Origin of the sequence: Trinickia acidisoli (assembly GCF_017315725.1) — a bacterium.
In the GTDB taxonomy this organism is placed as follows: domain Bacteria; phylum Pseudomonadota; class Gammaproteobacteria; order Burkholderiales; family Burkholderiaceae; genus Trinickia; species Trinickia acidisoli.
This window is the reverse complement of the sequence record NZ_JAFLRG010000001.1, coordinates 206,728-231,970: the sequence shown is the minus strand read 5'-3', so window position 1 is coordinate 231,970 and position 25,243 is coordinate 206,728. Positions and strand designations below refer to the sequence as shown.

The window sequence follows — 25,243 nt, the reverse complement described above, 5'->3', positions numbered from 1 at the left end:
GATGAAACTGAAGTTCAAGACACAGGCATACCAGACCGCCGCCGTTCAGGCCGTGATGGACTGCTTCAAAGGGCAACCGCCCGCGTCAAATGAGGCGATCAGCTACCGCATCGACCCCGGTAAGGCCAAGGCTGAGATGGACAGCCTGTTTTTCGAAGCTGGGTTCAAGAACGCCGATCTGATGCTTTCCGACAGGGCCCTGCTTGACAACATCCAGCGGGTACAGCGTCAGCAGAATCTGCCCATCTCCGATGCCCTGGCCAAGACTAAGATCGCCCGGGTAAACCTCGATGTCGAGATGGAAACGGGCACGGGCAAGACGTACTGCTACATCAAGACCATTTTCGAGTTGAACAAACAGTTCGGCTGGAGCAAGTTCATCATCGTGGTGCCCAGCATTGCTATCCGCGAAGGCGTGAGCAAGTCGCTGGAGATCACCGCCGAGCATTTTCTGGAGAGCTATCAGAAGAAGGCGCGCTTCTTCATCTACAACTCTAAACAGTTGCACCAGTTGGAAAGCTTTTCATCGGATGCGGGCATCAACGTTATGGTCATCAACGTGCAGGCATTCAATGCCACCGGCAAAGACAACCGCCGCATCTACGATGAGTTGGACGACTTCCAATCACGCAAACCAATTGATGTTATCAGCGCCAACCGCCCGATTCTAATATTGGACGAGCCGCAGAAGATGGAAGGCGGCAAGACCTTGGATTCGCTGGTCAATTTCAAGCCATTGGTGATGCTGCGCTACTCAGCCACGCACAAGACCACGCACGACAAGATTCACCGGTTGGATGCGCTGGACGCCTACAACCAGAAGCTGGTAAAGAAGATTGCCGTGCGCGGCATTTCGGTGAAAGGGCTGGCGGGTACAGCGGGCTACCTCTATCTGCAATCCATCGAGATTTCGACCAAGAAGCCACCCGAGGCCCGGGTGGAGTTCGAGCAGAAGCTGGCAGGTGGGAAGATCAGGCGCGTGGTGCGCAAGCTCGTCAAGGGCGACAATCTGTTCGCCGAGAAATTTTCCAACGAACTGGATCAGTATCGTGGCTTCGTTGTCTCTGACATCAACGCCAATACCGATACCCTGAGCTTCACCAATGGGGTGGAGTTGACTGTGGGTGATGCCTTGGGCGATGTGACCGAAGCCGCGTTGCGCCGCATCCAGATTCGGGAGGCGGTCAAGGCGCACTTCGACAAGGAACAGGCGCTGTTCCAGCAAGGCGTGAAGGTGCTAACCCTGTTCTTCATCGACGAGGTGGTCAAGTACCGCGACTACACGACGGCAGACGGCAAAGGCGAATACGCTCGCATCTTCGAGGAAGAATACAACGAGTACCTGAACGAGATGCTCGATCTGGACGAGACGGCCTATGTCAAGTACCTGAAAAACATCTCGGCGGCCAAGACCCACAGCGGGTACTTCTCCATCGACAAGAAGAGCAAGCGCCAGGTAGATTCGGACGTTGCGACGCGTGGCGAGAATGCTGGCCTGTCCGACGACGTGGATGCCTACGACTTGATCCTGAAAGACAAGGAACGGCTGCTATCGCTGTCCGAGCCAGTGCGCTTCATCTTCTCGCACTCAGCGCTGCGCGAGGGCTGGGACAACCCGAACGTATTCGTCATCTGCGCACTCAAGCACAGCGACAACACCATCTCGCGGCGGCAGGAGGTAGGGCGCGGCCTGCGCCTGTCGGTCAATCAGCAAGGTGACCGGGTGGATCACCCTGCCATCGTCCACGACGTGAACGTGCTGACCGTGGTCGCCAGCGAAAGCTACAAGGACTTCGTGGCGGCGCTGCAAAAGGACATCAGCGATTCGCTATCCGCCCGGCCAAGGTTGGCGAACGAGGAATACTTCACCGGCAAGGTGCTCAAGACGCCGGCTGGCGATGTGCCGGTGACGCCGCAACTGGCGAAGCAAATCTATCGCTATCTGGTCAAGAATGACTACACCGACGATTTAGATCGGATCGCCGCCGCATATCACGATGCCAAGAAAGCCGGAACGCTGGCTGACTTACCGGAAGACTTGAGGCCGCACGCCGAGCAGGTGTTCCAGCTCATCGACAGCGTGTTCAGTGCCAGCCAGTTGCCCGACATCGGTGACGACCGCCGCCCGAAGAAAAACCCGCTCAATGCCAACTTCGACAAGCAGGAGTTCAAGGCACTGTGGAGCCGCATCAACCACAAGGCGGCCTATAGCGTCGAGTTCGACTCGGACGAGCTGGTGCAGAAGGCAGTAAAGGAAATCGACTCCAGCCTGCGCGTCACTCCGCTGCAATACACCATCCAGCATGGCGAGCAGGCCGCCGCTGTCAGTTACGACGGGATCAAGGACGGCAATGCCTTCGAGCTAAAGTCCACCGAAACCGAGACCAATCGGAGCTCAATCCACTCAGCCGTCAAGTACGATCTGATCGGCAAGCTGGCCGAAGGCACGCAACTGACACGGCGAACGGTGGCGGAAATCCTCAAGGGGATCAACGTCGCGGTCTTCGCACAGTTCAAGACCAATCCGGAGAGCTTTATCGCCGAGGCCATACGGCTAATCAACGAGCAGAAGGCCACCGTCATCATCGAGCATCTGGCCTACGACCCGGTCGAGGATAAGTTCGATCTCGACATCTTCACCGCCGGACAGACCAAGCAGGATTTCAGCAAGACCGGAGATAAGCTGCAACGGCACATCTATGACTACGTGCTGACCGACTCGAACATCGAGCGCAATTTCGTGAAGGAGCTGGATACCAGCAGCGACGTAGTTGTGTACGCCAAGCTTCCACGCGGCTTCCTGATCCCCACGCCGGTGGGCGATTACAACCCGGACTGGGCCATCAGCTTCAAGGAAGGCGCGGTCAAGCACATCTACTTCGTGGCCGAAACCAAAGGCTCGATGTCGTCGATGGAACTGCGGGAAATCGAGAAAACCAAGATCAAATGTGCCCGCAAGTTCTTCGAGGAAATGAATCGCCGTTTCGCTCCGGAAAACGTGAAGTACGACGTGGTAGACAGCTTTGGCAAGTTGATGGAAGTGGTGAGCTAGTCAACAAGATATTGGAAATACGGTTTCACCCGAGCTAGTCACAACTCCGACTGATGCCACGTCGACGGTTGCTGTGCCTGCAATTACAGCGACCGTCGCAACGGCAACCGTGACGGTCGCCCTGGGGGGGCACTTGAAACGCACACGGCACGCGATCGTGGCGAACGCCCAGGCGAGTCCGTGTGCCAGTCGCTTCTGCCTCGTGTCTCCTCTAAGCCAATATGCCAAGATTTTTCCACTGCGGGTTACCTTGAGCTAGCGAGTCGTCCGGAATAAGGGGCGGTGTGTAAAAATGCCCAACGCTCGATCTCGCGTAAGCGCGAATTTAAGCGCACCTAGAATCGGAAGCTGAACGAGCGCAGGCTTGCGTCCGCAACTACAACTTGCGGACGCAACCGCAACACAGAACGAAGTTGATTTCCTTCCGCTGCGGGTGACCAGCGTGACCGCGGCGGGCAAGCGCAAGTTTGACGCCGAAGGTAAGCGCAAGCTGATTGAAGCCTGCCTGCAGCCGGGCGCGTCAATTGCCGGACTGGCGTTGAAGGCTGGCGGAACGCGAACCAACTGCATAAGTGGATTCAATTGCGCGAACGCGCGAATGCCGCTGCTGCGACGGTAAGCGTCGAGGCGTTGCCATCGGCATTCGTGCCGGTCGTCGCGATCAACGAAGTGGCGCCGGTGCGCACGAACCCCGAGCCGGTGAGCGTGCGGCGATCGTCGCACGGATACGAACCGGGGAAGACAGCGACGCCGGCGCGGCTATCGGCGCAGTTGCCCAACGGCGTGACGCTGCAGCTCGAATGCGCCGCACACGATGGCACTCTCGTGAAGGCGATGGTCGAAGCGTTGGGAGACAACCTCCCGGCGCGTAATATCGGCGCCACATTGACCTCCGCAGCGATCAAATTTATAGTAGCCCAAGGTATTACCTTTTGCTACGGAGATCGGATCATGACGACAGCGACATCGATCAAGCTCGATGACGAACTGAAAGGTCGGATACAACACCTGGCTGAAGCGCGCCGGCGCACCCCGCACTGGATCATGCGTGAAGCCATCGAGCAGTACGTCGTGCGCGAGGAAAAGCGGGAGACGTTGAACCACGATACGCTCAAAGCGTGGGACGAGTTTCAAGCGACAGGCCTACACGCGACCGCAGACGAAGTAGATAAGTGGCTTGCGAGTTGGGGCACTGAAAACGAACTGCCGGCGCCCGAATGCCACAAGTGATCCTTGCAGCAGCAGCTATCCAGGACATGCAACGACTGCGCCATTTCTTGCAACCGAAGAACCCTGACGCCGCGAGGCGCGCTGGCGAAGCGATCAGACAAGGCGTGCGTGCCCTCGGTAGCCATCCTCGAATGGGGCGCCTAGTGGAAGACTTACCCGAGCAGTATCGGGAGTGGCCCATCGATTTTGGGGATAGTGGTTACGTGGCCCGATATCGCTTCGACGGCGATACCGTCACGATCTTGGCTGTGCGGCATCAGAAGGAAGCGGGGTATTGATCGCGGGATCAACATAATCCACTTGACTATCAGGCGCCCCCCATAAACGCAGCACTGCCGCAGACGAATTCACTGTCGCGACATAATCAGCGGCAAGATGCGCACCGATGCGAATGTTGACTAGCCGTGCGGATTGCCCCTATTTCGTCAGCAGCGACAGCTCGAAGCAAGACGTCGGTATCACCAGTCCCTTTCATGCGTTACCGGCCCCGGATTTAGCGCCGGCTTCGGCTATCGCTTCGTTGATTTCCTCGATGCTCAATCGAACGCCGTTCGTCTTGCTTTTAAGGATACCGCGCAGATCCCGGAAAGAACCTTCGGGGTGCACGGCCCTCAACTCGACGCGGCCGTCAGGCAGCAAATCCAGCTCGATCGTTTCGCCGGGCTTGATGCCAAGGTGCTGCATCACCTCCTTCCAAAACGTTACTTGGTTCCGCGCGGTGACCGTTAGTGTGCTCATAGGATTACCCCGTCGGTTACTCTGCGACGACATACTCGCCCATCCTCAACTCACAACAAACCCCGACTTCTCACCAATGCGTTTCCCCAATGTCAGGAAATCGTCGTAGCAAGCCCTGACGGCCTCTACATGCGCTCCGATCGCCCCATCAGCGGGTTTGAGAAAGAACATGGGTTTATGGGCGTCCATCGCCAGGGGCATAAGGGACCGATAGTGCTTCAACAACGACAAGCAGAACGGATCCTTTTCAACCACCGGTGGCTTGGCGACGGGTTTATCCAGCACTGCATTCCGATACACCCCCGGGATACGATCCATCCAGCGCTGATATGCCTTCACGGGGCGGCTGTCACGCACGCCATGCTGCATGACGACATAGCCAAGAGGCTGCATTTCCCCAGCCGGGGTATCGATTCCCGCATTGGCGGGTAGTTCGCCCAATCGCTTTTGCCAGCCTTTTCGCCAATCACGCAGAGTAGGTCCGAGATTGCGAAGCCCCTGCAGCGAAAACAAGTCCGGCGCCAAGGGCAAAACCACTTGCTCCGCAGCGATCAACGCCGCTCGATTGATGGCACCGAGGTTAGGGCCGACATCGATCAAAATGAGCTCGGCCTGCATACTTTCCGCAGCCTGATGCATGATGCGATGGAAGGCAGTAATGATACGAAACGCTGCCACGTCTCCGCCCAAACACTTTGGCCAATTCTCGGATAGCAGATCTTCGAATCGCGACAAGGCGAGATTACCCGCCACGAGGCCGATCCTTTGGGTCACCTTCTCAACATGAGGCGCGGCGATATCGCCGGTGCGATCGATCAGCGGTTGCAGACTGTCGACGACCGTACTCTTTTCGCCATCGTCCCACAGCGCCACCAAACGTTCATCGTCGAGGAACATCGCGCTCAAGTTGGCCTGCGGGTCGAGATCCACGACCAGTACCTTGATGCCCCTGTCGGCGTACAACCAAGCCAGGTGATAGACCAACGAGGTCTTGCCGACGCCACCCTTGTTATTGAAGAAGGCAATTGTTTTCATACCTGCTTCCTGCGAATGATGGCGAGAAACACTTTGTCATCGATCTGGAATTCGGCGGGAGCACTCCCGTTATCTTGCAGGAGTTTTTGCGCGCGCTGGATACCATAGCCGAATCGGTTGACGTAGCCCAGCGATTTCATGCACTCGGCAATGACCGGATTACGGTAGCTGTTGGTTTGCGTCAGGGTTTCGAGGGTGACCTCGCCGTAAAGCCCACCTGGGCTCTGGATTTCGATTCGGTCGGCAAACCAGTAGAAACGCACAGGCGTGTTGGACTGGTAGTCACGATGCATGATGGCATTGAGCAGCAATTCTCGTACTGCGATCGTCGGATAATCCTGGACGGTACGCTCACGGAGTGCAGTCGCCTGCTCCAAGCCCGTATGGATGTTAGCTTTCAGCCGAGCATCCAGTTCGCGCAGAACTGTCAGCAAGTCCCCCGAAATCTCGGCTTGGTCGTCCGGCCGTTCGGTCAACGTCGTACCCGGCAGGCGCAAGAACTGAATATAGGCACCGGGAAGGAAATAGCGCGGATTCTTGCCGAACATCAAGATGCCGGCAACGGTGGGCAGCTTGGCTCGATTGTCCAGGAAGCGCAGGGATTCCAACTGGTCCTCCACGGGCCGATGATTGGCAGCGATGACTTCCGGGTCGATCACGTCATGCCGGTACGCCTCGAACAACGCCAGCGACAAGTCACCCACGGCTGCATCGGACACAGGCGTAGCGTCGAAGCTGCGCGCGTTCGCAATTCGCCGCTCCATCAAAATGCGCTCCTCCTGTTCGCTGGCAATCGCTTTGCTCGGCCCTACACGCAGCCAGACTTGCCCCTTGTAACGCACCGGCGGCAGATCGGAAGGCTGCACTTCGACCACGGCCACTTGCCCGCCATCGAATTCAAATCGCGCTACCGACAACGCCGGAATCGGAAGGATATTGCCGTCGGAGCGCAATGCTCCGAGGTTTTGCAAAAGCTGGTCGGTGACGGTCAAATCCGACAGTTTGCCGGAATCGTCAACGCCGACGATTAGGTATCCCGGCCGCCGATGGTTGGGGTAATCGTTTGCGAAGGCGCAGACAGCTTGGGAGAACTTATCGGTGTTGGTTGTCGACGTGGTCCGCTCCACCCGATCCGATTCGAGATCGACCAGAAGGGCTTGCAATTGGTCTTCGGTCAGCATGGTGTCGCGCCTTTCTCACTAGTTCGTTCAGGCCAGAATCGATTCTGGCCTGCGCCCCGCCGGGGCCCTCCGCGAGCTTACCGTCATCATGCGTGACATTGAGCGACTGCGCGGTCTTTCGGACCGACGGCGCCGCTCCCTTACTTTCCCCGCGCAACACCTTGCTTCTGGTCTACGTCGACCGCAAAAACAAAAAGGGCCACAGGAAACCCTTCCTGTAGCCCTTTCAAATTCCGTGGTGGAGCGGATGAGGATCGAACTCACGACCTTCGCATTGCGAACGCGACGCTCTCCCAGCTGAGCTACCGCCCCAACGAAGCAGCAATTCTGGCACGGGGGCATGGGGTTTGACAAGCCCCCGAGCATCAAAACCTGTTCGAACCCAACTACTTAGCGGCGGCCCCGGCAGAAGTCGGCGCCCCCGCCAGCACCCAAGCGACAACGGTATGAATATCCGCATCGCTCATCCTGGGGTGAGAAGGCATGGGAATCACGCCCCAAACCCCAGCCCCGCCATCCCGAACCTTCTTCTCGAGCGTGGCCTGGGCCTGCGCATCCCCTTTGTACTTGGCGGCGATGTCTCGAAACGCAGGCCCGACAAGCTTCCGATCGACGGTGTGGCACCCCAAGCAGGCGTTTTGCTTGGCGATCTGATACCCAGCCGGAGCCGAAGCGGCCAAAGCCACCCCAGACCACCCCGCCGTCGCCATCGCCGCCGCGCTCGCCACCATCCTGGCGAACGCCCTACGCAGCACAACACCCATCACTGCACCTGCCCGCTACTACCGGGGTGCACCTGCGTCGAGTTGCTGACCGGTGCCGGCGCCTGCGTATCCAACGGCTGCTCCGTCACGCCCCCGCCCATCGGCACGGCCCCCACCGTCGGCGCGGCTTCCGCCGGCTGCTGCGCCGAACTCGGCGCGCTGGCCGCCTGCGACGCCGTCGGCGCCATCGCCTGGGCCTGTTCCGGTTGGATGTACTGGAACACCTTCACCACGCGCATCACACCCGGCACGCTGGCCGCCACGCTGGCGCCCCGCATCCCCTCGTCCTGCGTCACGAGCCCCATCAGATAGATGTTCCCGCGCTCGGCCACAACCTTGAAGTCGTTCGCCGAAAGCCCCTTCTCCGCGATCAAGGCTGTCTTCACCCGCGCGACGAGGTACGAATCGTTCGCCCGGCCGGAAAACTCCGTGGCCGGCGCAACCTTGAGCTCGTTGACGATCGCTTCGACGTCGCCCACGCCACGGGCGGTCTGTTCCGCCTGCTGCTTCATGGCATCGGTCGGCACTTCACCCGTCAGCAGCACACGCCGGTTGAACACGGTCACGTCCACATGCGCCGTATTACCTAGTTGGTCGGCAATCTGCGAGTACGCTTTTACCTGGATCTCGCGGTCGGCCGTTTGCGTGCCGAGCGTGCGCCGGTCCGTCGCCATCAGCGCCCCGCCGCCCGCCGCGCCGGCCACGGCCAGCACACATCCTTGCAACGACGCCACCAATGCAGCCGCCGTCGCCGCCGCCAGCGTGCCCCGCACAAGCGTCTTCATGACGCGATTCGCCCTCATCAACGCACTCCCTTTCGAAGTCAATCTTCGCCGAGCAACATGGCATCGATGCCGTCGCACAAGCAGTGGATAACCAACAAGTGCACTTCGTGAACGCGCGCCGCCCGCTGCGACGGCACGCAAATCTGGATATCGGTTTCGGTCAGCGCCTCGCCCACCCTGCCGCCGCCGTTGCCCGTCAGCGCGATCACGAACATCTCGCGCTCGTGCGCCTCGGCAACCGCTTCGATCAAATTAGCCTCATAGCCCGCCGCCGCGACGACGAGCAGCACGTCGCCCGCATGCCCCAGCGCGCGAAGCTGCTTGGCGTAGACGGAATCGAACGCGCCGCCTGCGCTCAACGCGGTCAGCACCGTGGAATCGGCCGTCAAGGCAATTGCGGGCAAGCTGGGTCGCTCGCGCTCGAAACTCGCGATCAACTGCGCGGCGAAACGCTGCGCGTCGGCCGCGCCCGCGCCGTTGCCGCACGCAAAAATCCTGCTGCCGTTCGCGAGCGCGCCGAACATCGTATCGATGGCGGCGGCGATCGGCATCGCGAGCGCGTCGAGCGCCTCGAGTTTCAATGCCGCGCTTTCGCGAAAATGCTGTTGAATTCGTTCGACTGACATCGGTTCTCTACTCTGCCGGCCCCGCCAATACGCGGCCGTTCGTCAGCGCGCAAGTTTACCCCACTCGCCACGTGCATTCGCACGTTTTAGCTGCCGTCCTCCCTAAACGCATCGCGCAGCCAAACGAGCCGTCTCCCTTCGAATACCACCGCATCGAAGCGGCACGGGCTCGCGCCGCCCCCGCGCGTCGCCAAAAAGTAGCGCGCAGCAAGCAGGATGCGCTGCCGCTTATGCACACCAATGCTCGCCGCCGCCCCACCGTAGCGGGTGCCGGCCCGCGCGCGCACTTCGACGAAGACGAGCGCGCCGTCCCAGTCGCGCATGACCAGATCGATCTCTCCGCCCCGGCACGTGACATTGCGCGCCACCAGTCGCATGCGCTGCCTTCGCAAGAAATCGAGCGCGTGCGCCTCGAACGCGGCTCCGATGCGTTTCGACCCGCCTCGGCTGGAAAAGTTGTCGGTGGCCTCGACGCTGCCGCCGCTTTGCTGCCGCGGCGCTCGCTCGCGCGCCGTTCTCGTCTGCCGCGCGTGGCACAATGGCGGCCTTCCCTCGCTCCTTCGTGTTTCTCGCTTCATGTCCGATCTCCTCGATCTTGCGCAGCGGCAGCAATACCCGCCCGCCACGCTGTACGTCATTGCGACGCCGATCGGCAATGCCGCCGACATCACGCTGCGCGCGCTGCACGTGCTCGGTCTCGTCGATCGCGTCGCCGCCGAGGACACGCGCAATACGGGGCAACTGCTCGGGCTCTACGGCATCTCGAAGCCGCTCCTAGCCGTGCACGAGCACAACGAACGCGAGGCCGCCGGGCGCATCGTCGATTACTTACGCGCCGGGGAGCGCGTAGCCTATGTCTCCGACGCAGGCACGCCCGGCGTATCGGACCCCGGCGCGAAGCTCGTCGATGCCGTGCGCGACGCCGGCTTCACCGTCGTGCCGCTGCCCGGCGCCAGCGCGATGACGACAGCCCTCTCCGCCGCCGGCGATTTCGTCGGCGCGTTCTCGTTTCTCGGCTTCCCGCCGACGAAGGCCAAGCAACGCGCAGCCCATCTGCAAACGCTCGCGGCGCATCCGCATGCGATGGTCTTCTATGAAGCGCCGCATCGCATCGTCGAAACTGTGCAAGCGCTGGCCGATACGTTCGGCGGCAACCGGCAATTGCTCATTGCACGCGAGTTGACGAAGTTACATGAGGCGATTCATCGATGCACCCTGGCCGAAGGGCCAACGTGGCTCGCCGCCGATCCGAATCGGCAGCGCGGGGAGTTCGTGCTCGTCGTTCAAGGGGCGTCGGGGCAGGAAGAGCAAGACGAGGCGGCGCACGACGCGCTGCTGTCGATGCTGCTCGAAGAGGTGTCTGTAAGCGCCGCGGCACGGTTGGCCGCTTCGATCACCGGGGCCTCGCGCAATACGCTTTATTCGCGCGCGCTGGCGTTGTCGAAGCGCGATAGTTGAAAGACAGCGCAGCGAACGGTAGCGCCAGCTCTTCGAGCCACATTCGAAGTCAACGTCAAAGAAGCGCGATCGCACCGGGCAATGGTCGCCCTCGTATCATCTCCGCTCCGTTTCGAGCCGATATGAGAACCAGTTGCACCCAGCTATTCGCCGGCGCGTAGTGCTGGAATACGCTTTCCAACACGCGAGCGAACACGCTCACCGCGCAGTCGCCAAGCATGGTCTCGTCGACAGCCAAACGCACACGAATGCCACGCACCAACATCGGCTGCGGCTCCATCTGAATCCATTCGAGCGCGGATTCGCGGGCGAGATACGTCAAGCTATCGATGTGCCGCGTCGCAGTTGTCGAACGCAAGGGCACATGAGCCTTCAATAACTGCTTGAACGCCGGTAGCCCCGCTTGACACAAGTTCAACGCCCCTGCGGACAACATCGCCACGATGTCCCACAGTGAGTGCCGCGCCTTCGATCGTTCGATGCTTTCCGTTGGTAAGCTTAGCATCGATACTCGCCCCGTCAGCTTCGCGTTCGCGTGCACCCAATCCCCCTGTGAGTCTCCGACTTGCAAGCGCGCAGGCGAATTTCCATTCGTACAGGTGAGGTCCATCTCGATCCGCTCGCCTGTTACGTCCGTCATTTCGCCGCTCGAATCGACGAGTGAGAGCAGCATGTCTTGTCCCGGCACGAATTCGGCAAGCCGGCCGTCGCGCTCGGCAAGCCAATAGATCGCGGAACGTTGCTGCGTCATGGGGTGCGAGAGGGATTGATAAGGCTCGATTTGCCGGATGACCGTGCCATTTGGCGAAGCCTGCGTCAACCGAACCGCGTCGACGCGATAAACCGAAGTATTCGAAACACTGAGCGCCCCCGGCATGATCGGATAAACAGCGAACACCGCGTTCTCCAGCGGAATCGGCACGGAGGGCAAGGCGAACAGATTGATGATCGGCGCGCAAAACAGTTTGAAGTTCGCCCCCGAGAGCCGTTGCAGAACTTGGGCCGGCGCTGAATCGCGATGTAGGTCCTTGATCGACAGATGCAACGTCACACGATTGCAAGCGCCAGCGACACGCACAAGAGTCGACAAATCGACATCGATAAAGTCGAACTTCTCCGGAAAAGAAAAGTACTCGAGGAGGATGCGAAACTGCGACTCGTGGCTGTCGTGTTGCTCGATCATGGCCTCATCATTATCGAAGCCGACGCAAGATAATGGTAAGGAGTCCAAAGCAATCCATGCTCCGCTTCCATCGGCTTCGACGAATGCATTCGATGTGCGCAGCAGTATCGTATCGATCGTCGCGGCAACCGTGCGGCAATCTCCGTCGACGAAAATACGCACACGCTCCGGCATGCTGCTACCGTCGATCGCATTTTCCCCAAGCGCTGCGAATGTGATCGAAACGATGCCCGTCGTCGCCTCGTGCAGTCGAACTTTGGGCGGCGCGGACGTCGCCGGCGCAAAGCCGGCGGCGGCTATGCGTAATGGGGCGAGTACGACATCGTAGACAGTTCGAAAGCAATACCCGCCCGTGCGCGTTTTCAATTCGATGCCGCGTTCGATCGTGGTTGGTTCAACCATCTTTTCGATGACATCGGCATCCTCGAAATGCGCGATCGAACACGAGGGGAACGGTCGCAGATACTCGGGATAGAGAATCTCGAGCAGCGCCGTCGGCAATTCGGAGAAATCGTCGTCAAGACGTGCGCTCGCTCTCGCATTGAGCAGCGCGGCCGATTGAATCAACCGTTCTACGTGCGCGTCCTCCGAGTGTTCGCCGGAAATAGCAAGCCGCGTTGCCGCTTTCGGGTAGCGTTGCGCGAATTCGCCGAGCGATCGACGCAATAGCGAGAGTTCACGCTCGTAATCGGGAAGTAGATCATCCTCCGCAGCGGTCATACGCGTCCCGACGACGACACGCTCGAAATCAGCGTCGCACCGCAAGAGGTTTTATGGCCGTGGAAGGCGGCGGGCTTGCCGTCCACGGTGAAGTTCGGGTCGCCTTCGGCGATCACGCAGTGTTGATGTCCTTGCATGGGGCAGATGCAACGGTCACCTTGCCGCGCAACGGGGCGGTCCATGACTTTGCTCATATCGCTTCCGGACACGACTTCGCCGCCGTGACTGGTTGCGTCGCCGACTCGGATGATCCCTCGCATGCTACCTCCGTTATTTCGTTACTTCGTTGCATCGTTAGTTCGTGAACCCTTGCGTCGGATAGGAAACGCCGCGATGGCGGCCCCACCACGGCAGGTACGCGTTGTCCTCACCGCGTGCCCTGAACCAGTCGCGCTCGGCATCGATCGGGATCAATTGAGCCGGCGGGGTCACGATCACCGCGTTCTGTCGAGCAGGATCTGTCGTGCCCGCCACCAACACGTGCCCGCCAAGGTGATTCGCTCGGCCGATCGCCAATGCGACGTTGGTTAGCGCGGCACCGGCCCCCATCTCGCCGAGCAACGCGGGGGTGTTGAAGGTTTGCTTCTGGAATTGGAAATCGGGCAACGTCTCGGTCAGCGTGCGACTTAGCGAGGCAATGCGTTCGGAGGCAGCGTCGCTGCCTGCGCCGGCATCGTGAATGACGTATGCGATGTCGGATGGCTTGATGCGCGCACTGAGCGCGGCGGTATCGATCGCGGCTTTCCAGGCTTGTGCCGCGCGGGTCGTGCCCACCTTCGGTTCGAAATCGGCAACGTTCGCCGTCGCGGCATAACCGATCCAAGCCAGTGGATCGCGGCCAGTGTCCCTCTGGGGCCCCGCGAGAATCAGCAGGACCATGTTCTCGTTCATTTGCATGTCGTTCGGCGGAAAGCTCGGGGCATCCCAATTCATCACCCAGACGCTTTCTTTCGGATGCATTTGCAAATAGTCGAGCGCCGCGTTCAGCGATGTGAAGCCGGCGTTGGGGCCGCCAGGTGTTACGTGGACCTCCGGCGGGGTGCTTTTCGTCCACAAGGTGGGGAAGTGAGGGTTGCCGATGTTGAATTGGCTTTTGATTTCCTCTCTCAGATAGTTGCCGGCCTCCGCTGGATCGAGCCGGTCAGCGGGAATCGCGTATTCGACGTGGATGCCGGCGAGCTCGCGCCATTCGCGTTTGTTCGACGACGCTACCGTGTAAAAGTAGTATGGGTTTATTACGTAGCGATCGGCGAAAATTACCAGCAATTCATCTATGTACTTTTCATGGAAGCCCTTGAACGTTTCTCGCCCATCAGCTCCACTCGCTATTCCTGCCACCGGTTTGATGGACGTGAAGCTCGCGGAGTCCGTTCGCACCATATCGTCATTCTTGTTCGCTGTGACGAGACCCAACGTCCACAGCAGTTGCCATTCTGTTGGGTAATCTCGACGTTGCAGGGGATTGAGCCATTCAAGCCCGACGACCTGTGCCGTGAACATCGGAGCGTATGTCGACGATAGCGGTTCCAACTCGGCTGGGCGGACCGTTTCTGCCGCCTTCGCGGGCGCAGCCAAGGCGCTTGAAAAACAAAAGGCAGCGACAGCCAGTAAGAACGGGAAGGCAAAAAGTTGAGCGATCACCTCTGCAAAACTCCATGAACGATGGGCGTGCACGCCCGCAAACATAAGCGCCGACACGATAATGATGGCGACAAGCATCACGCATGCAGCCAGAGCGAGCCGGCGACGCCAAGTTGAAATAAGCCTCATAGAACACCATCCCGCTGATCGACAATCTTGGACGGCATGCTCGCATCGGGATCGGACTTCACCCAATCAGCAAGCGATCGTTCTTTCATTGAACCAGTCTGAAAATACTCAAAATATTGATAGCTTGGATCAGACTTATCCATGCCCTTTCCGAATCGCCAATCCGCGGCAATACGCAACTGCTTGAGTTGACTGCGAGACAGGTAACACAACCCAATCGCAACGTCATAAGCCAGCGCCTTCTCCGCGTGCTCGGGATTGGTCATGATCGTCGAGTGATTCGTCGCGTTGTTATCGACGCCTTGCGTGAGGATTGTGTTGATCTTCTCTCTACGCCAGTGCAGATACTCGAAGCTCGCCTTAGCCAGATCGTCTTCACCCGTGACCTTGCCTTCTCCGTCCACCCACCCCGGCTGCTTCTCACGCCGGGCCATCATCCGCAGCGCCGCGTGGTCTTCATACCGTAGCGCCGCTTCGCTCTGCACGGTTCCCAATCGTTTGCCCTCCCAGGCATCGTATGGATCGTCCGGGTTCAAAGCCGTCCCGTCTTCGCCCTTGTTCTTGTGGAGCGAATCGGCCGGCCGGTCATAGCCCTCGTTGAAGTCGCTCGTATGATCGGCGTCCTCGACCGACGCCACCGCACCAAGGCGGATCGCTTGCGGTTTGAATGGAACCTTCAGCGCGGGCGCATTGATGTAGATCCTCCAGTCCGGATCAGGGCTCGCATTGACCGGAATCTTCGCGACTACATTGAACACATAGAGCATCGGCGCCGTAGCCAACGTCATGAATTGCGTGATCGGGCCGGGGTTCGACCGCAGCCCGCGTTCCAACGAGAACTTCGCAAGCGGCGAGGCCGGAAACCAGAACCCGTCCGTCTTGTTTTTGCCGCGCCGCCAATCATCGTCCCAATAGTGGTAATACGAGCCCGTATTGCCCACCTCGTAACCGGATGAGAAGACGCGCTGCGTCAACACGCCGTCGGCGTTCGTATCCGCACGCTCTTCGTCGTTCATTCCCCGCCAGCCCATGCCTTGCACGGTAGTGGCAGAAATCACTTGATCGTGTGGGCAGCAATAGAGCGTGACACGACCGTATGTGGAGCCATTCAAGCCATGCGCGGTTCGGTCGTCGCGGGCGTTGTACGCAGCCCCGCCGCTCTCCGACGTGCGCGTATTCGCCATCTCCGCATCGAGTTCGGCGGCCGCCGGCTCGAGAGCCGCCCGCTCGCGCAAGATGTCGAAGTAGGCTTTTAACGTCTCGGCGCGCGCGACGTAGCTTTCGCGCCCCCTACCTCCGTCCTTGTCTTTCACGCCGCGCTGGGCCCAAGAATCGGTCCCGATGCTGGGCACCAAGCTGTAGGGCGGATTGGAAAGCACGTAAGCGTCGGCGACGCATCGGCCGCTCTTGCCGAACACGTCCGTCACGGGTGGGGCACGATCTCCAAGAAACGCGGCCGCCATTCCAATCATGTTGCCCTGGCTGTGGCAAACCACGGTGATCGGCGTATCGGCTTGCTTTCTGCGGATCGATTCGATCAGCTTTGCCAGTCGCAGCGAAGCGAGCACCATATACGCTCGCGGTGGGCATTCGTACACCATTCGTGACTCGACGGAGTTCAAATGCTGTACGTTGATCCACAGAAACAGCCTGTCGTTCAGCCCTTCATGCCATGAATCCGGCAGACTCGTCGTTCCGTTGGCGAACGGGCCGCCTCCCCAATAGTTCTGCTCGTTCAGGAAGATGTTCGTGCCGTAACGCTGCATCTCCTCCTTGTTGGCCTTGTAGCCCCAGCGAAAGTGAATCACCGGGGAAAACGACGCCTGCGGCGAGATGTAGTTACCCGACCACATCTGCGGATTGATATAACCATCGGCCGTCAAGCTCTCGATGTAGTGCACGGGCGAGAGCTGACCGGCCTCGGGGCCCGTGTATTTCAATTGGTCGCTCTTGCGCCCGAGCCGCGCATTCAAGCCACGGCACAGCCCCTCCTCCGAAGCGGTGTACCACTCTCCATCCGAGTTCACGCCATGCACGAAGATGACGATGCCCGGTAGCGGCAATTGTTTGAGGCAGATCAGAGATGTCTCTGGATTGAACAACATCGTGCCCTGCGTGCGGCTCACGAGCACGCGCGGGTCATCCACGGAAGCGGCCATAGCTAGAATCTCGCTTCTTTTAAGTCTTGTCCTTGAAGAAGTCGACGACCAACGGTTCGAAGCGGTCGCCTCGGATTTCCGGCAGCTTGCCTTGCGCATCCGACTGCCCTTCGAGCAAGTCGCCGGTCGACTTGTATACCTCGCCCCGATAGCCTTCGACCGGTGCACCGTCCGAAACTCGGACCAATTGAGGTATGCGGCCCATCGATCCCGCATCGAATTTCGGCATATCGGCACTCATGCTGGCCGGCCCACTCCACGCATGACCGGCGGACTTCACCGTGAAGCTGCCGGGGCAGCCGAGCTCGATGTTTGCGCCATGAAGCTTGAGATAGGCACCGCCCGACGTGACGAACACGACCTCTTCACTCGCCGCGCCCGCAAGCTTGCCGCCCGCTGCCGTGAGTTGAATGTTCTTCGCGGAATCGATCTGCGTATCGTCGGCTTGGCTTTGCAGCGTCACCTTGCCTTGATTGGCGATCGCCGAAATGCCGTCCGACTGCGCGAATACGGCCACGCCCTGTCCGGCCTGGAGGTGGAGCCGCTGTCCGCTCGCAACCTGCACGTGCTGACGGGCTACGTAATCGATGTTCTCGCCGGCATAGGTAACGTGCGTCTTCGGCGTCACATTGACGGTGCCCGTTTGCGCACCGAATGCCATCAACGCATAGGCGCTCCTCATCGAGCCCGCCGCGCTGACGGCGCCCGCGCCACCGCTCGCGGACTGCCAGCCTTTGAACGCACTCGCAACCGTGCGCTGCCCCTGCGCATCCGTCTGCTTGCCGCCATGTTGGCCCGCGTAATCTCCGAGCGATTTGAACAGCGCCATGCATTCGGTCAACAACTGTTCCAGTTCGTCGCGATCGAGCTGATGCCCCGTTGCTTTGTTACGCGCGTAGGTCGTCAACAGAATGCCCCGCGCGGCCCGCAGCGCAGCGGCCGCGTCAGTTCGTAACTCCACCCCTTCGCCACGCGCCTCGCCGACGCCGCTCGTCCTCGGATGTGTCAGATAACCGAGATTGATTTCGCTCGCTTCGTGTTGGCTCGCCAGTTGAACGCTGATTTGCGATGGCGTGTCGTCGAAGCGCAGTTGGTTATAGCGTCGCCCTTTCACTTCTCGGGTCTTCGCGCCCGATACATAGCGATTGCCCGGCAGCGAGCCCGTATTGCTGAACGCCGCGGGCATGTTCGGACCATTGTGAAAAGCGCCGGCCACATACATCTTGTCGGGGTCGCCGCCGAGAAAATCCAATAAGACTTCCATGCCCTTGCGCGGCATCCAGCTCTCGCCGAAGTTGTCTCCGGCCAGCCCCGTCATGACCCGCACCCACGCACTGTCGCGCTGGGTGCCGCTCGTGCCCATGCCGTTGGCGTGCTCGTGATCTTCGGGATCGAGCCCTTGCAGTTGGACGTTGATTCGCCCGTACTCGTCGCAATAGATTTCCTCGCCGTCGGGCGTGACGACTACGCCGACGATCGGATAGACCCGAGGAAGATCGATGCGCGGATCGTACGTCGGCGTTAGCGGTATGAGCGGCGTCCCGCGCGGCACGCCGCTGAACGTGTTTTCGTATCGGCTCTGCGTCGAATCGCCATAAACGGTTGGCCGCGCGGGTGTGTCCACCGAGACAGGGGGTGATTCGAAAGACCAACGGCTCGCCGTGAACAACGCCTGCGCGCGCTCGTTCAGGTCTTTCGGCAAGTTGTTCTCGGCGCGGTGATGCAGGCCGGTGATCGTGATCCTTCGATCGCTCTTCGACACACGATCGAGCTCTGAATGCCCCGTCACCTCGATCCATTCGCCAATGGCGAGATCGCGGACGCCGCTGACGCCGTTTGAGCGAGCCGCACGCGCGCCGTGCGACATCACGCGCGCCAAGCCGAGTCGATCGTAATCCGCCCATGAATCCGCGAGATGCGGTGAGTCGATCCGCGAGTCCGTCAGCAGTTTGGCAAGATCGTTGCCTGCCTCACCTTGATCGACACGCGTCGGCCCGTGGATGCGGTCCATTCTGCCGGGCTTGTAGTCCCAACTGAAGCGCCGTATCGATCCCGGCACCAGTTGTCGCGCCGCGCACAGCAACGTGATGGCGTCTCTCTCGCCGATGGTGGCGTCCGGCCGATAAGCGATCGAACCCGCTGCGGATCGCTTCAATTTGATCGCATTATCGTAAAGGACCAGCGTATGTGCCGGATCGCCGGTTCTATCCACGTCCTTTTGACCCGGCTTGCCCGCACGCACGAACCAACCGATCCCTTCGCGTCGACATAAGCGACGAATAAACGCGGCATCGGATTCATCGAATTGGATCGTTTGTTCTCGGGAGGGAAACTTCGCTCTATCCACGTTCGCAATATCGAGATAGAACGCGTCGGCGAGGACAGTGCTCTTTTGCCGCCATTCGCCGATCAGCGTCGCAATAGTGTCCAGCACATTCTTTTGGCGAAAAATTCGCGTATTGATTCGCCGCTCCAATATCGACAGCGCATCTCGAATAACCAATTGGTAGGTGGCGAGGGAACCATCTGACTCGCCCTCTCGTGCATCGACGACGATGCCGCAAATGGCGCGCAAACCGCCCGTGTCGGTGACAAGCTGAACTGCGATCGGCAAACCGATGAACGTGCTCAGCGCTATGCCGGCGGTGGTCGACACGCACGATACGCTACCGTCGATACCGCCGCACAAGTCCTCGCGGATGTCGATGCGCTGCGGCAGCAATGAGCGCTGAAGGCGTTGTTGCCGCTCGCCCCAGTGAAGCCGGATGGCTCGCCTATTTTGAGATGGAAATGATCCAAATGATGTGTGTAGCTGATTTGCATAATTCACCGTTTACTCTCTCGCGAAAAGTGCGAACGACGTTCATTGAATGACTCAAGAATATGCATTCCGAGTAATACTCATGAGCACCAAACCTTACAAATGAAAGGTTTAAAACTATCAGCGATTGAATGCCTGTGTCAAACCGGCCGAATGGACAATCGATAGGAAATAATTCCCAGCCTTGATCAGAATTCCGTAGCAAATTCCAATTCGCGGATTCGAGCACGACATCAATCAACGACACTTCTCGTCATATTCGACTGTTCGCGCCCACGAGCGCTCGAGGCCCGATGGCGGAGCGAGGCAGCGATGCACCTCACAGCGGTACGCGCAGGACTGGACCGACGATCCCTTCCACATTTCGACCATCAGTCCTCTCGGTCATATCGGTTAGTAGTCCTGAATATTCTCACCTTAGATGTCGAAATGCATCGATTCGTGGATGCTTAGGGTGCTACAAAACCGCATGGAATCAAGCGAGCATCACGTATCGGTATCGGATCCCTCCACCAACTACTTAGGACTCCTGATTAATCTCACCTAAACAAAAACGGCGCCCCGAGAGGCGCCGTCGATAGTCGATCGTGAGGTACGAAGTAGGCGGACGACTAGTTGCCCACGTCCTTCGGCGGATTGCCGTTGCTCGCCAGCGTTTCGTCACGCTCGACGCGCGCCTCTTGCTGCGTCAACCCTTGGATCTGCACGCGTGCCGTACCCGCATGCGACATGCCGAGCAGCTTCGCCGCCGCGTAAGACAAATCGATCACTCGCCCGCGCACATACGGGCCCCGATCGTTGATCTTCACGACGACCGCCTTGTGGTTCGACATGTTCGTCACGCGGACGTAGGAAGCGAGCGGCAGCGTCTTGTGCGCGGCCGTCATCGCGTACATGTCGTAACGCTCGCCATTGGCCGTGCGCCGGCCAGCGAAGCGACGCCCGTACCACGAGGCTCGGCCAACCTGCTTGAAGTCGGAAATATTCGGGCCGCCCTCTTCGAGCGGCTTTGCATCGGCCAGCGACTTGTCGCCGGCAGCAGGCTGCGCCGACGGGCTGCCGAATGCGATCGGCGCGTTCGCGCCCTGCGCAACGGCGGGAACCGCGCTTGCGCTCCCGGTCTGGGTCGTGGCCGGCTGCGTGGCGCAGCCCGTTAGCGCGCCGAAGACAAAAAAGATCCCCAGCGATCGACAAAATCGATGATTCATATGACGTTTAGCCAATCTGTCAAGCCGCGGCAACCAGCGTTCCGCTGTGTGTGCGGCTCGGGCGATCGAGCGCGACACGCCACGCACGCGCTAAGCGTGCGTCGTGATACGGCACTCGGCTGCAGCCAAATCGGCCACATTCAGCCCGGTTGGTGTTCACGTCTGGTGCGGCTGTCCCCTTCAGCTTGACCAGACCCCAAACGCCGCCATCGAACATGGCACCCATGTTCTAGCGCACCCGAAGGCACAAGGAACAGCGGCGTAGGCTTGCCCGGCGGTACGGCCGATAGCCGTATCAGGCGCGCGGCGCCTGGCTGGGCAAGACGTGTGCATCGAACTTCGTCGACACGGATAGAAGCCGCGCAAATTGCAGCTTCAGACTTCAATTGACAACGATCGGCATGCGCAAGTTCACGCGAGGGCCAGATCGCCGGTAAGCGCTACGCGGGCCATCAGCCCACGCACAAGATGGCCCATTATAGCAGAAAAATGCAGCAATCCAGGCGGGGCGGTTAGGCCCTCAATTGATTCTCTCTATGGCCGCAACAATGCGAATTGGGTATGGCCGTTTGGCTAGGCAGCGCCGGGTGGAGCCGGCTGGTACCATCTTTCTTTTTGCCGTTCGCACCCACCGAGATGAAGGTCTTCGTCATTCCCGTCACGCCGTTTCAGCAGAACTGCTCGCTCGTCATCTGCGAGGCAACGCAGCGCGCGGCCATCGTCGATCCGGGCGGCGATCTCGAGCTGATTCAACGCGCCGTCGCCGAACATGGCGCGAGCGTCGAGAAGGTGTTGCTCACGCATGGCCACATCGATCACTGCGCCGGCGCGAAAACGCTCGCCACGCACTACGGTGTGCCGATCGAGGGCCCGCATCGCGACGAAAAATTCTGGATCGACAAGCTCCCCGATCAAAGCGTGCGGTTCGGCTTTCCGGCCGCTCAGGCATTCGAGCCCGACCGTTGGCTCGACAGCGGCGACACCGTCCAATTCGGCGAAGAATCGCTCGACGTCTACTACTGCCCCGGCCACACGCCCGGCCACGTGGTGTTCGTCAGCGCGCGGCATCGGGTCGCATTCGTCGGCGACGTGCTCTTCGCCGGTTCGATCGGCCGCACCGATTTTCCGCGCGGCAATCACGCCGATCTCATTCGCTCGATCCGAACCCAGCTCTGGCCGCTCGGCGACGACATCACGTTCGTTCCCGGTCATGGCCCGACGTCGACGTTCGGCGAGGAGCGGCGCACGAATCCTTATGTCGCCGACGGGGTAAGCGCATGACATCCGAGATCTACGTCAGCACCGACATCGAGGCCGACGGCCCGATTCCCGGCCCGCACTCGATGCTGAGCTTCGCATCGGCCGCCTATACCGAGGACAAGCAACTCATCGGCACGTTCTCGGCCAATCTCGAAACGCTGCCGGGTGCGCAAGCGCATCCGGTGCAGGAAGCCTGGTGGAAAACGCAGCCCGAAGCGTGGGCCGCCTGCCGCGCCGATCTGCGTCGCCCCGAGGAAGCGCTCGTGGCTTACGTCGAATGGGTCGAAGCGCTGCCGGGCAAGCCGGTGTTCGTCGGCATGCCGGCCGGCTTCGATTTCTCGTTCATGTTTTGGTACATGATGCGCTTCGCCGCGCGCTGTCCGTTCTCGTGGTCGGCACTCGACATCAAGACGCTCGCCTTCGCCATGACGGGCCTGCCCTATCGCAAGTGCATCAAGCCGCGTATGCCCAAGCACTGGTTCGACGATCACCCGCATACGCACGTCGCCCTCGACGACGCGATCGAACAAGGGGCCCTCTTCTGCAACATGCTCAAGGATTTACGCGTTTGGCAGAAGACGTTCTCCACGGCGGCACCGGCGCGGGCACGCACCGCCACAGCCGACGCAAATGGAGCAGGACAAAACGACGCCGAGAGCCCGCCAAATTAGGGAAAATCCCTCGCTCGCCGCCCCTGCGATTGCCTTTTGTTTCTTCCGCCACTAATATCGGACACAGTGGCTGTCGTAAGGGAGGCGCGGATGGCACTCGACACGTTTTCTCAAAAAATCTTGCGCCTGTTGCAGCTCGATGCGCGACGTTCGGTGCAGGAGATTTCCGATCAAGTCGGGCTGTCGAGTACGCCGTGCTGGCGACGCATCAAGGACATGGAGCAATCGGGCATCATTCAGCGCTATACGGCGCTGCTCGATCGCGAAAAACTCGGGTTGCATGTCTGCGCGCTGGCTCACATTCATTTGATGCGGCACACGGAAGGCGGGGTTGAAGCGTTCGAGCGCGAGATCTCCACCTGCCCCGAAGTGACCGAGTGCTACAGCACGACGGGCGAAGCCGATTACATCCTCAAGATCGTCGCGCCGGACATCAAAGCCTACGACGCGTTCCTACACGATCGCATCTTCAAGATTCCCGCCGTCGCGCAAGTGCGCACGAGCGTCGTGCTGCGCGAAATCAAATTCGATACGCAGTTGCCGCTTTGAAAGCGCCTTGACGCTGCTTCGGATCCGCTCTGCTCTGTGACTGCGACAAACCGGCTGCTCCGCGGCTGCGCTCAGGCATGCCCCGAAGCGCGAACCTTCGCCGCCCCAAGCTCACGCTGCAGCGTGACGTTGCGCGCACCCAATTTCCCTTTCAGCGCGGTCAGGTCGATGCGGTCGATCAGCTCGGCGTCGTGTTCGCGGTCGGCGAGCGCATCGGCTGCAAGCGTAATGTCGAGATCGAGCCCGGTGCTCAGATAATGCACGTTGAGCCCCGCGGCGCGCAGCCCGTATTTCGCTAGCTCGGTATCGACGAGCGCCGCGACCGCCGCGCGCGTCGGCAGCCGCGCGGGCGGATGCGCCACGGCGTCGTTTTCCGGGTCGACGTGAATCAGTGCGTCGAGTACGCGGTTGTTGGTCATGACGCGCGCGCGCGCCGATTCCGCGATGTAGTGCCCTTCCGAGACGGAGATCAGCGGGTCGACGAGGATGTGCGCATCGACGAGTGCGAGGTCGCCCATTTTGCGCGTGCGCAACTCGTGCACGTCGCGCACGCCCGGCGTCGCCATCAGAAGCTTGCGGATGTCCGTCGTCGCGACGTCGTCGAGTGCGCGGTCGGAAAGGTCTTGCAGCGCATCCCAGCCGAACACCCAACCCATCCGCGCGACGAGGAAGCCGACGATCGCGGCCGCGATCGGGTCGAGCAAACGCACGCCGAACAAGCTACCGACGATACCGACCGCAACGACGAGCGATGAAGCCGCGTCCGAACGCGCGTGCCAGGCGTTTGCGATCAGCATCGCCGAACGAACGCGTTGGGCTTGCCGCAGCATGTAGCGGAACAGCGATTCCTTCGATACGAGCACGAGCAAGGCCACGAAGAGCGCGCTGACGTGGACGGCCGGGATGTTTTCCAGGTTTGCGAGACGCGTGCCGGCGCGCCAAAGCATGCCGACGCCGACCGTCACGAGTAGCGCGCCGAGAAACAGCGACGCCACCGTCTCGTATCGGCCGTGCCCGTAGTTATGGTCCGCATCGGGTTTTTCCGCGCTGGCACGATTCGCCACCAGCACGATGAAATCGGAAATCAGATCGGCGAGCGAATGCACGCCGTCGGCGATCAGCGCTTGCGAGTGCGCGAACAAACCAATCGTGACCTGCAAGCTCATCAGGACGACGTTGGCCCCCACGCTCGCAAACGTGCTTTTGCGTGCGACGGCTTGCTTTTCTCCGGATTCGACTTCGACGGTATGAGGATGCATCGGAAACGGTAGAAGACCTGTTGTTTACCGTTCGATTGTACCAAGCAGCGCACGGCACCGCTGTGACAGCGATGTCATTTTTCCTTTTGAATCAGCGGGTTATGAGAACGCAACGTATTCTTATTTCGAATCTCGTCCGCACTGTCGGCCCCGCTATCGGCCAGCCTCGATCCGAATAGGCGTATCGTCCCAATTCATTGATTAGACGAATAAAAACCGCGCACCCAAATGGAATGGGTTACGCGGCTCTCTTTTAGACTGCCGCCCGCAATAGCGCCGGCGCGCCGACTGCTATCCGATCGGTTTATTACTTTTGAATCAGGAACTGATCGCGATCCTGACCGGCAATCCACCGGGGCGGCTTGCCGCGGCCCGACCATGTATTGCCGCTCGCCGGATCGCGATATTTCGGCGCAACGCCGGCGCGAGGACGACCCACCTTGGCATGCTTGCCGCGACCGCCGCCGAGTTCGGCAAGTGTAATGCCGTAGTCAGCCATTTTCTGTTTGATCTCGTTCAGCACTTCGGCGTATTCGCGCGCCTTCGCCTCTTCGATCTGCTTCTCCAGCTTCTCTCGTTGGGCGAGAAGTTCCTTGTAAGAAGACATATGTTCCCTTGTGGTTTCGGTAAATGGCTCCGATCTTATGCCGGGTTTGCCACCTGAATGCGAGGTGCCTCGGATATTTCGGATGCGAGATTAGCACAAAAGACAAGCGGACGAAAAGCCCGAAAAGAACATCACGAGAAATAACCTCACTCATTTGTTTCATTCAT

Annotated in this window: 23 protein-coding genes and 1 tRNA gene; 8 read left to right on the top strand and 16 right to left on the bottom strand. The window is 60.0% G+C overall.

The features are described from left to right. Nucleotide 1: 1 nt before the first annotated feature. The 4 genes from J3485_RS01095 (at nucleotide 2) to J3485_RS01080 (ending at nucleotide 4,560) form a co-directional block, all read left to right on the top strand. The gene (locus J3485_RS01095; RefSeq protein ID WP_206950782.1) at nucleotides 2-3,052 is read left to right on the top strand and encodes a type III restriction-modification system endonuclease; all 3,051 of its coding nucleotides are present in this window, start codon (nucleotides 2-4) and stop codon (nucleotides 3,050-3,052) included. A 364-nt stretch (nucleotides 3,053-3,416) separates the two neighbouring features. Further along, nucleotides 3,417-3,671, top strand: coding sequence for a hypothetical protein (locus tag J3485_RS29375; protein ID WP_309476968.1), 255 nt, complete (start codon nucleotides 3,417-3,419; stop codon nucleotides 3,669-3,671). Between the two features lie 332 nt (nucleotides 3,672-4,003). Further along, nucleotides 4,004-4,282, top strand: coding sequence for a CopG family ribbon-helix-helix protein (locus J3485_RS01085; RefSeq protein WP_206955588.1), 279 nt, complete (start codon nucleotides 4,004-4,006; stop codon nucleotides 4,280-4,282). A 26-nt stretch (nucleotides 4,283-4,308) separates the two neighbouring features. Beyond that, entirely contained in the window at nucleotides 4,309-4,560 is a 252-nt protein-coding gene (locus tag J3485_RS01080) for a type II toxin-antitoxin system RelE/ParE family toxin (RefSeq protein ID WP_242538443.1), read from the top strand. 193 nt (nucleotides 4,561-4,753) lie between these two features. Here J3485_RS01080 and J3485_RS01075 read toward each other — a convergent pair whose 3' ends face one another. The 8 genes from J3485_RS01075 to J3485_RS01040 form a co-directional block, all read right to left on the bottom strand. Next, nucleotides 4,754-5,053, bottom strand: coding sequence for an AbrB/MazE/SpoVT family DNA-binding domain-containing protein (locus J3485_RS01075; RefSeq protein ID WP_242538442.1), 300 nt, complete (start codon nucleotides 5,051-5,053; stop codon nucleotides 4,754-4,756). A gap of 12 nt (nucleotides 5,054-5,065) precedes the next feature. After that, entirely contained in the window at nucleotides 5,066-6,055 is a 990-nt protein-coding gene (locus tag J3485_RS01070) for a ParA family protein (protein WP_206950780.1), read from the bottom strand. Beyond that, entirely contained in the window at nucleotides 6,052-7,236 is a 1,185-nt protein-coding gene (locus tag J3485_RS01065) for an ATP-binding protein (protein WP_206950779.1), read from the bottom strand. Before J3485_RS01065 ends, J3485_RS01070 begins: the two co-directional genes overlap by 4 nt. Before the next feature lie 236 nt (nucleotides 7,237-7,472). Beyond that, nucleotides 7,473-7,548 (bottom strand) — tRNA-Ala (locus J3485_RS01060). 74 nt (nucleotides 7,549-7,622) lie between these two features. Further along, nucleotides 7,623-8,000, bottom strand: a complete 378-nt coding sequence (locus tag J3485_RS01055; RefSeq protein ID WP_374192398.1) for a c-type cytochrome — start codon at nucleotides 7,998-8,000, stop codon at nucleotides 7,623-7,625. After that, nucleotides 8,000-8,803: a BON domain-containing protein gene (locus J3485_RS01050; protein WP_206950778.1), complete on the bottom strand. Its 804-nt coding sequence runs from the start codon at nucleotides 8,801-8,803 to the stop codon at nucleotides 8,000-8,002. The genes J3485_RS01055 and J3485_RS01050 overlap by 1 nt, the downstream gene beginning before the upstream one ends. A gap of 20 nt (nucleotides 8,804-8,823) precedes the next feature. Next, a complete protein-coding gene (locus J3485_RS01045; protein ID WP_206950777.1) occupies nucleotides 8,824-9,411 on the bottom strand; it encodes an SIS domain-containing protein in 588 nt (195 codons plus the stop codon). Between the two features lie 86 nt (nucleotides 9,412-9,497). Continuing rightward, entirely contained in the window at nucleotides 9,498-9,950 is a 453-nt protein-coding gene (locus tag J3485_RS01040) for a YraN family protein (RefSeq protein WP_374192431.1), read from the bottom strand. Between the two features lie 37 nt (nucleotides 9,951-9,987). On the opposite strand from J3485_RS01040, the gene rsmI reads away from it, so the two are divergent. Beyond that, complete coding sequence (gene rsmI / locus J3485_RS01035; RefSeq protein ID WP_206950775.1) at nucleotides 9,988-10,869, top strand: 16S rRNA (cytidine(1402)-2'-O)-methyltransferase; 882 nt, start codon at nucleotides 9,988-9,990, stop codon at nucleotides 10,867-10,869. 55 nt (nucleotides 10,870-10,924) lie between these two features. Here the strand turns inward: rsmI and tssF are convergent, their stop codons facing one another. The 6 genes from tssF to J3485_RS01005 all read right to left on the bottom strand — a co-directional run bounded on the left by tssF (nucleotide 10,925) and on the right by J3485_RS01005 (nucleotide 20,730). Further along, on the bottom strand, nucleotides 10,925-12,772 hold the full coding sequence (gene tssF, locus J3485_RS01030) for a type VI secretion system baseplate subunit TssF (RefSeq protein ID WP_206950774.1): 1,848 nt from the start codon (nucleotides 12,770-12,772) through the stop codon (nucleotides 10,925-10,927). Beyond that, on the bottom strand, nucleotides 12,769-13,032 hold the full coding sequence (locus tag J3485_RS01025) for a PAAR domain-containing protein (protein ID WP_206950773.1): 264 nt from the start codon (nucleotides 13,030-13,032) through the stop codon (nucleotides 12,769-12,771). Before J3485_RS01025 ends, tssF begins: the two co-directional genes overlap by 4 nt. A 34-nt stretch (nucleotides 13,033-13,066) precedes the next feature. Continuing rightward, nucleotides 13,067-14,491, bottom strand: coding sequence for a virulence factor (locus J3485_RS01020; protein ID WP_242538441.1), 1,425 nt, complete (start codon nucleotides 14,489-14,491; stop codon nucleotides 13,067-13,069). Nucleotides 14,492-14,538: 47 nt separating this feature from the next. Next, nucleotides 14,539-16,701, bottom strand: coding sequence for a T6SS effector phospholipase Tle3 domain-containing protein (locus J3485_RS01015; protein ID WP_206950771.1), 2,163 nt, complete (start codon nucleotides 16,699-16,701; stop codon nucleotides 14,539-14,541). A 19-nt stretch (nucleotides 16,702-16,720) separates the two neighbouring features. After that, nucleotides 16,721-19,531, bottom strand: a complete 2,811-nt coding sequence (locus J3485_RS01010; RefSeq protein ID WP_206950770.1) for a type VI secretion system Vgr family protein — start codon at nucleotides 19,529-19,531, stop codon at nucleotides 16,721-16,723. A gap of 602 nt (nucleotides 19,532-20,133) precedes the next feature. Then, entirely contained in the window at nucleotides 20,134-20,730 is a 597-nt protein-coding gene (locus J3485_RS01005) for a septal ring lytic transglycosylase RlpA family protein (RefSeq protein ID WP_206950769.1), read from the bottom strand. A 636-nt stretch (nucleotides 20,731-21,366) separates the two neighbouring features. Between J3485_RS01005 and J3485_RS01000 the strand changes: the two genes are divergently transcribed. The 3 genes from J3485_RS01000 (at nucleotide 21,367) to J3485_RS00990 (ending at nucleotide 23,210) form a co-directional block, all read left to right on the top strand. After that, nucleotides 21,367-22,011, top strand: coding sequence for an MBL fold metallo-hydrolase (locus tag J3485_RS01000; RefSeq protein WP_206955585.1), 645 nt, complete (start codon nucleotides 21,367-21,369; stop codon nucleotides 22,009-22,011). Beyond that, nucleotides 22,008-22,661 carry a 3'-5' exonuclease family protein gene (locus J3485_RS00995; protein WP_206950768.1) on the top strand — a complete coding sequence of 218 codons (654 nt, stop codon included), beginning with the start codon at nucleotides 22,008-22,010 and terminating at the stop codon, nucleotides 22,659-22,661. The genes J3485_RS01000 and J3485_RS00995 overlap by 4 nt, the downstream gene beginning before the upstream one ends. Nucleotides 22,662-22,751: 90 nt before the next feature. Next, nucleotides 22,752-23,210, top strand: a complete 459-nt coding sequence (locus J3485_RS00990) for an Lrp/AsnC family transcriptional regulator (protein WP_206950767.1) — start codon at nucleotides 22,752-22,754, stop codon at nucleotides 23,208-23,210. 71 nt (nucleotides 23,211-23,281) lie between these two features. Here J3485_RS00990 and J3485_RS00985 read toward each other — a convergent pair whose 3' ends face one another. Then, entirely contained in the window at nucleotides 23,282-24,469 is a 1,188-nt protein-coding gene (locus J3485_RS00985) for a cation diffusion facilitator family transporter (protein WP_206950766.1), read from the bottom strand. Between the two features lie 307 nt (nucleotides 24,470-24,776). Further along, nucleotides 24,777-25,076: an H-NS histone family protein gene (locus tag J3485_RS00980; RefSeq protein ID WP_206950765.1), complete on the bottom strand. Its 300-nt coding sequence runs from the start codon at nucleotides 25,074-25,076 to the stop codon at nucleotides 24,777-24,779. Nucleotides 25,077-25,243 lie beyond the last annotated feature (167 nt).